A 6,891-nucleotide genomic window follows, 5' to 3' on the forward strand; every position below is an offset into this window, starting at 1 on the left:
AAACTAAACTATGCTTAAAACTTCTGCTTGTATTTTAGGAATTCCTAAAATGATTATAAAATTGTTAATTAAATCGAAATTAATTGTGAAGTGCTTAAATTACAGGCCTTTATCGCTTTTTATATAAATCAACGAAACCGTTATAGTTTAGTATTTGATACAAAAAGTTTAAATTTGATACGTAGTTAATGGCATTTTCGAAATCGATGTAGCCTTTACAAATTAGTTTCTGAACTGTTTTGGAGTATCACCATACTTATTCTTAAAGGAGGTGGAAAAATAGCCTGGAGAAGCATATCCAACCTCGTAGGCAATTTCGGAGATGTTTAAATTCGTTTCCTGTAGAAGACTTTTAGCTTTGCTCAATCTCTGAGCATTTATATAATCGCTAATACTAATTCCCATAATAGCCTTAACCTTTCGATAAAGTTGCACCCTGGAAATCCCCATTTGCTGTGCCAGGTCTTCTACATTAAAACGGGTATGCTTTAAATTCTTTTCAATAATCTGATTGAGATTTTTTAGAAAAGTCTGTTCGGAATCTTCAAACTTATTGTCTTTTACCTGATCTATTTTATTAGTATAATAATAGCGAAGTTTTTCTCTGTTAAACAATGCAGTTCGTAAAGATTCCTTCAAGATATCAAAGCTGAAAGGTTTAGATATATAAGAGTCAGCTCCGGCTCTTAAAGCCTTTATACGAGATTCTTCATCGCTTAATGCCGTGAGAATTAATGTTGGAATGTGAGAAGTGCGTAGATCGCTTTTAAGTTCTTTACAAATTTCAAAACCACTTTTCTCCGGAAGGTTGATATCACAAATAATAACATCGGGAATTATTTCCATTGCTTTTTCAATAGCGTCTGTACCATCAGAAAGTTCTACCTGGTAATCTCCTAGCAATCTTTTCTTCAAAAGATAAGATAGATCTTCATTATCTTCAATAATCAAAATAGTTTCAGCATTTTCATTTAAAGACTCAGGAAGCTCTTCAGTAATAAAGCTACTCTGCAAAGCCTTTTCTGATTTTTCCATTTGAGTCTCTGAAGTATCTTCTGAAAATATATATTCTGAAAGATGATTTTTCCCCAGCAGTAATTCAATTTTAAATTCCGCACCCTGGTGGGATGAGACCGAAATATTACCTTTATGCAATTCAACAAACTGCCTGGTAATATAGAGTCCCAACCCAGAGCTGGGCTTGGTATTATTCCCAGCCTGTCTAAAAGGATCAAATATCTTTTGAAAGTCTTCTTTTGGAATCCCCATCCCTGAATCTTTAAAGCGCACCTCAACTTTATCCTCGCCTGTCTCTTCTATCTGAATACTAATCTGACCATTTTTAGGGGTGAATTTAAAAGCGTTGGAAAGCATATTGAAAAACACCTTATCCATCATATCGCGGTCCATATAAACCATCACCTCTTTATTACTTGCCTCCAGGTGTAGGGCAATTGACTTCCGTATTGCTTCGGTTTCAAAATCTTCATATATATTACTTATAAATTCAAATAAGTTAGTCTTTAACGGCTTAAGATTAAAGCTGCCACTTTCTAATTTTCTAAAATCCAAAAGTTCATTAATAAGCCTCAATAACCTAACTGAATTTTTACTGATAAGGTTAGTTTCATAAGTAAAATCTTTAAGTTGTTTATGGGGATTTTGTGATATACTCTCTATTGCGCTGGTAATTAATGTTAGCGGAGTTTTAAATTCGTGAGAAAGGGCGGTAAAAAAATTGATCTTTACTTCATTGGAGATCTTTAATTGTTCCGCAAACTTTTCAATTTGATTTCGTTGGGTAATTATTTTCTCATTATTTAGTTCCAACCTACGTTTTCGTTTCTTTAATTTAAATACCAGATAAACAGCCCAAAAACCTAATAATAAAAGCAAAAGAATTAAGCCAACCATAATCTTTAAAAGGTTGGATTGTGAGTTATAAGTAGCTACTTGTTCTTTGATTACGGCCTGTTGCTGTTCGATATCATTTTGCTGCTGGTTCATTTTATTGAACTGATTCTGCATGATTTCTACATTCACCTTGTCTATAACTACAGTACTCAGAATATTGTTTTTATCTATCTGGTCCCCTTCCATTAGTTGAACTGCAAGCTTTATGGCTTCAGCACCACCAGTGGGGTAAAGCACGGTAGCTGTGAGAACACCTTCTTTTACGAGTTGTATGCCCCCGCTTGGACCAAAAAGCCCGTCTACCCCTATAATTTGGATGCTATCTTCAAGATTTTTGCTACGGGCCACTTCCCACGCACCCATTGCCATACGGTCATTATGCGCAAAAATATAATCTGTACTTCCCACCGAATCTAATATAGACTTCAAATTATCACCAACGGAAGTTTTTTCCCAATCCCCTGCAATTGATGCCACAATACTTATGTTCCCCTGATTACCCATGACTTCATTAAAACCCTGGCTACGTTCAAAAGCTGGGGAAGAAGTTTGAAGTCCGGTTATTTCAATCAGCTCCAACTTTTGGTTAGGCTTTGAATTGGAAACAATATAATTCGCTGCATTTTTACCGATTTCAACATTATTTGCCCCCACATAGGCGGTATAATTACTTCCTTCAATTTTACGATCTATAACTATGGTAGGAATCCCGGCATTCATTGCTTTTTCTATAACCGGGGTAATAGGAACCGATTGAATGGGGGAAACTATTAAAACATCTACTCCGTTAGAAATTAACTCTTCTATTTGTCTAATCTGCCTGGAGACATCATTTTGAGCGTCTTTAATTTGAAGGCTAAAACCGGGATGCATTGAAGCTTCTACCTCCATTGCCCTGTTCATTTCTTTCCGCCAATTATCGGTAGTCATTGCCTGTACAAATCCTATTGTATAAACATCATCTTGTTTTCTATCTGTCTCACAAGAGATGATCGCAAAAGAAAAAATAATTAAAACTATACAACATAGATTCTTCATAACCTCTTTATAAAAAATATTTAAACAGCTACTGAATGCCCTGTTAATTAATTCATAATGATACAAATTTCTTTAATTCTTTCTTCATTCCTTCCTTATTCCTTTATATTATTTTCGTTTAGAGTAAAATGAGGCGACTATAGATTTGTAAAGATTAAAATTGTTGTATCCAAAACATTAAAAAGACCTCACATTTCTGTGAAGCCTTAACTTTTAAAGTAGCGCGAGTTATGAGTGTGATCCTTTAATTTTACTATTCATAAAAGAACAAGAATCAATTTAAATGAAAATTTATTAACTCATAAAATATAATACTACCCAAATATAGGACAGGAAATTAAGTTGTAATTTAACCCTGTCATTATGAAAACACCAAGAAGAAAATTCAGTGCCTCTTTCAAGGCTAAAGTAGCTATTGAAGCGATCAAAGATCAGACAAGTTTGCAAGATCTTGCCGCAAAATTTGAACTACATCCTACCCAAATATCCAGTTGGAAGCGGGAGTTTTTAAAAAATGCAGATCTTGCCTTTGGATCCAAATCAGAGAAAGATGATTCCGATTCGGATACCGCACCCCTTTATAGTAAAATCGGCCAGTTACAAGTGGAAAATGATTTTTTAAAGAAAGTCTTGGGCAAATGAGCACTACCGAAAGAAGACAAAAGGTAGTTAAATCCCATCCAAGGCTAAGTCTTGTTCAACAATATATTATTCTTAATATTCATCGCTCCGGTCTCTATTATAAGCCTAAGAGCGAGAGTCCACTCAATCTTAGGATAATGAAGGATATAGATGTTCAATTTTTGGAACATCCCTACTATGGAGTAGAACGCATGACCGATTTCCTAAACCTTGATCTTGGGTACCATGTAAACGTCAAAAGGATAAGACGCTTGTATAAGGTTATGGGATTACAAACCATTTATAGAAAGCCTAAAACTACCATCAGAGACCCTAAAAGCTATAAGTTCCCTTATCTGCTAAAGGACCTGGTAATAGAGCGACCCAATCAGCTATGGCAGACCGACATCACCTATATTCCTATGTTTCGTGGCTTTATGTATATGAATGCAATTATTGATGTATACAGTAGAAAAATCCTTAACTGGAGTATCTCAAATTCTATGGATAAAGAGTGATGTATAGAACTCTTAGAGGACACTATCGTCCAATATGGAGCACCTGAGATACATAATTCCGACCAGGGAGTGCAATACACCAGTACTCAGTATATTGATGTACTTAAAAAGCATAACATACGAATATCCATGGATAGCAAGGGAAGAGCCTTAGATAACATCTACATCGAACGCTTCTGGAAGTCACTCAAATATGAAAAGATCTATTTAAACCCTCCCAACGGAGGTGTAGATCTCTATCAAATGGTAAGGCAGTACATTGAATTCTACAATACCAAGAGAAGACATACAGAAATAGGAAAAGTTCCACCTGATCAAATTTATAACCTCAAAAAAATAGCATCATAAATAATTATGAATATCTTTAAACTGTCTTACAGATGGGGAGTATTGTAAAATTCACTAAAAATATGTTATACAAGGTGTTACTAAATAAATAAGCCGACTGGAAAAAGTCGGCTTATTTATTCTGCCAGCAGAGTTCTTCGGTTCCGCTTTAGATTGCTGTAATAGAGTTAAGCTATTTAAAAAATTCACTGTTATTATTCTATTTAAAAACTATTAATCTTCACTTCCTATCTACTTTTAACCAGTGAACGGATATCAACCCCATAATAGTTCACAAATTGTAACATTAAATGCATTAATAAGGTAAAGACCTGTGCAACAAGGGCGCCAAAAAGCAAGCTCAATTTGACAATATTGTAACTATTGGTAACAACTGAAAATTGGCAAAGGAATTCGCCAGGAATTGAAAAGAAATAAACATTATTAGAAACAAATTTTTGGATCTTTCAGACTTCTGTTTATTTATGGTATTCTGTTATAAAAATTAAAGGGATTGAATATTTCTATCTATATCCAATCCCCTGTACGTTTTAAAAGCTAAGAGTCAATTTCAAGATCTGGAATATCTTTCATTTTTCCGTTCTCAGATTTACCTAAAATAATCACTTCTTTACTCTCTTTATATTCTTCAATAGCGAGAATTAATTGCTCTTTGGTATCTCTTCGAATTTTGATACCGCTTCTTTGGTTTTTATTCCGGACTTCAATATAATATCCATCTCTCAGATCTTTAGCTTTTGTGGAAGGTCTACCCATAATTAATATTTAAATGTAAAATAATATAATTTTTCTTTTTATTACCAAAAGCCGGTAAGATAATTAATTTTTAATCAAGTGCGCCAAACCAGAACTAATTTTAAAAATTCTATCTTCTACTTTTCATCTTTAAACTGTTGCTCAGAAATATAAAATTCACGGAACATTTATTATTCCCCCTCTATTTATCAATGCTATAGCATCAATATTATACAAACCCAATACCTCATAATCCAGGCTAAGCAACAAACTTTATTAAATTGCTAACTGTTAGGTTTATAGAAATCACCTGCAATTAGTTTGATTCATTTTTAATTACCTACGATGCCACTTTTTAGAAAACCACCAGATGGCTGCCTGAACGAAGGCCGTCATCCCACAAATTAGTAAAATATTCATAATTACCATAAAAATTACATTCTCCCTAAAGGAATCTCCAAGTGACCACAACTCAAGTTCTGCTCCTCGATTTACATAAAAGCCTAAGAAGATAAAAGCCGTGATAACGGTAAGGTAATTTATAATAAAAAGTAACTGATTGCCATATTTCCATCGAAGATAAATAGCTGGACCCGTGATTAAGATCCATCCAATCCATATACTAATTTGAAAATTTTGAATAGCCTGTTGAACAACTTGCGCTGTTTCTATTTCTGAAAAAGCCTGTTCCAGTTTGAATAAGAAAAAAGCAATTAAACAAAATCCCAGTCCTGCAATACTCCAGCTTATAACATTTTTAAAAGTCATATTTAAAATTCTCCTTTAATATTTCTATTACTATTAAAACCGGGGGATGGATTTCTTTGAGTTTCATCATTATCTATTCTGTGGAGTTTTCCTGAATAAAAGACTTCCCGTATTCATTTTTTCGTTCAGTAATTAAATCTGAAATAATTTTTCCGGCTAGGCTTCCGTAAATCAATCCGTCGGTTGAAAAGCCTGTGGCAATAAATTCATTTTTATTTATACTTTTTCTCCCTATAGAAAGATCTGCAGACTTATAATTTTGACCACCCCAAAAATGTGTGATCTCAGCTACCGGAAATTTTTCTTTTAAGTAGTTCTCCAAGGATTCCAATAACTTATTATTCTGAGCCTGCCCTACTTTGTATGACTTATCAACAGCCACAAGATAAGATTTTCCGTTTCGCTTATAGCAGCGAAAAGAATATTTTTCTTTGTCTTTAAACTCCCAGAAAATACCCTAGGGATAATTGTCACCCTGCAGTGTTGCATATGACCTTCTTAATAGCTGTTACTTTGTAGAAATAAATTAATGCTATATATCAGAAGTGTATAAATAAAATATATCTTATTTAAGGTTATTTTTGGTAAGCTATCTATGGGTGATTTTTTAAAAACTGATATACGGAAACGATGAAATTGAAGCTTAATAAACGAGCTGTAAGACATTAATTAAAAGAATTTTAAATTTTAAATAAAACAATAGAGGTCAGTATTTAAATACGTATCTTAATTACCAGTAAATATTTAAAATTATGGATGTTTTTAAGGGTCAAAATCTTCTGGAGTTCTCTGATCGGTTCAAATCTAACGAGGATTGCAAGGAATACCTTGCTTCAATCAAGTCCAAAAATGGCTTTAAATGTACAAGATGTAACCACAATGCTTGTCAAGTACGTAAGGATTTTGCCAGGCAATGCAATATTTGCCACCATATCGAATCTGCCACTGC

At 33.7% G+C, this 6,891-nt stretch carries 7 protein-coding genes and 1 pseudogene; 4 read left to right on the forward strand and 4 right to left on the reverse strand.

Features of this window, described 5'->3' with window-relative positions; genetic code table 11:
* Window positions 1-222: 222 nt before the first annotated feature.
* Window positions 223-2,952 carry a substrate-binding domain-containing protein gene (locus LB465_RS10890; RefSeq protein WP_224469889.1) on the reverse strand — a complete coding sequence of 910 codons (2,730 nt, stop codon included), beginning with the start codon at window positions 2,950-2,952 and terminating at the stop codon, window positions 223-225.
* A gap of 363 nt (window positions 2,953-3,315) precedes the next feature.
* Between LB465_RS10890 and LB465_RS10895 the strand changes: the two genes are divergently transcribed.
* The 3 genes from LB465_RS10895 to LB465_RS10905 all read left to right on the forward strand — a co-directional run bounded on the left by LB465_RS10895 (window position 3,316) and on the right by LB465_RS10905 (window position 4,439).
* Window positions 3,316-3,594, forward strand: coding sequence for a transposase (locus LB465_RS10895; RefSeq protein ID WP_224469890.1), 279 nt, complete (start codon window positions 3,316-3,318; stop codon window positions 3,592-3,594).
* Complete coding sequence (locus LB465_RS10900) at window positions 3,591-4,091, forward strand: IS3 family transposase (RefSeq protein ID WP_224469891.1); 501 nt, start codon at window positions 3,591-3,593, stop codon at window positions 4,089-4,091. The genes LB465_RS10895 and LB465_RS10900 overlap by 4 nt, the downstream gene beginning before the upstream one ends.
* 69 nt (window positions 4,092-4,160) lie before the next feature.
* Window positions 4,161-4,439 carry an integrase core domain-containing protein gene (locus LB465_RS10905; protein ID WP_317198438.1) on the forward strand — a complete coding sequence of 93 codons (279 nt, stop codon included), beginning with the start codon at window positions 4,161-4,163 and terminating at the stop codon, window positions 4,437-4,439.
* A 537-nt stretch (window positions 4,440-4,976) separates the two neighbouring features.
* Here LB465_RS10905 and LB465_RS10910 read toward each other — a convergent pair.
* From LB465_RS10910 to LB465_RS10920, 3 genes are all read right to left on the reverse strand, one after another.
* On the reverse strand, window positions 4,977-5,195 hold the full coding sequence (locus LB465_RS10910) for a hypothetical protein (RefSeq protein WP_224469893.1): 219 nt from the start codon (window positions 5,193-5,195) through the stop codon (window positions 4,977-4,979).
* 315 nt (window positions 5,196-5,510) lie between these two features.
* Window positions 5,511-5,942 carry a hypothetical protein gene (locus LB465_RS10915; protein ID WP_224469894.1) on the reverse strand — a complete coding sequence of 144 codons (432 nt, stop codon included), beginning with the start codon at window positions 5,940-5,942 and terminating at the stop codon, window positions 5,511-5,513.
* 73 nt (window positions 5,943-6,015) lie between these two features.
* A complete protein-coding gene (locus tag LB465_RS10920) occupies window positions 6,016-6,324 on the reverse strand; it encodes an FAD-binding oxidoreductase/lyase (RefSeq protein ID WP_224469895.1) in 309 nt (102 codons plus the stop codon).
* A 370-nt stretch (window positions 6,325-6,694) separates the two neighbouring features.
* Between LB465_RS10920 and LB465_RS10925 the strand changes: the two are divergent.
* A pseudogene (locus LB465_RS10925) lies at window positions 6,695-6,891 on the forward strand (IS1595 family transposase); the annotation flags it as partial.

It is taken from the genome of Salegentibacter lacus, from assembly GCF_020164555.1.
Taxonomy (GTDB): domain Bacteria; phylum Bacteroidota; class Bacteroidia; order Flavobacteriales; family Flavobacteriaceae; genus Salegentibacter; species Salegentibacter lacus.

Excerpts from the sequence above, each read along its gene's own strand:
- LB465_RS10890 (WP_224469889.1), bottom strand. The coding sequence starts at position 2,952 with ATGAAGAATCTATGTTGTATAGTTTTAATTATTTTTTCTTTTGCGATC.
- LB465_RS10895 (WP_224469890.1), top strand. The coding sequence starts at position 3,316 with ATGAAAACACCAAGAAGAAAATTCAGTGCCTCTTTCAAGGCTAAAGTA.
- LB465_RS10900 (WP_224469891.1), top strand. The coding sequence starts at position 3,591 with ATGAGCACTACCGAAAGAAGACAAAAGGTAGTTAAATCCCATCCAAGG.
- LB465_RS10910 (WP_224469893.1), bottom strand. The coding sequence starts at position 5,195 with ATGGGTAGACCTTCCACAAAAGCTAAAGATCTGAGAGATGGATATTAT.
- LB465_RS10915 (WP_224469894.1), bottom strand. The coding sequence starts at position 5,942 with ATGACTTTTAAAAATGTTATAAGCTGGAGTATTGCAGGACTGGGATTT.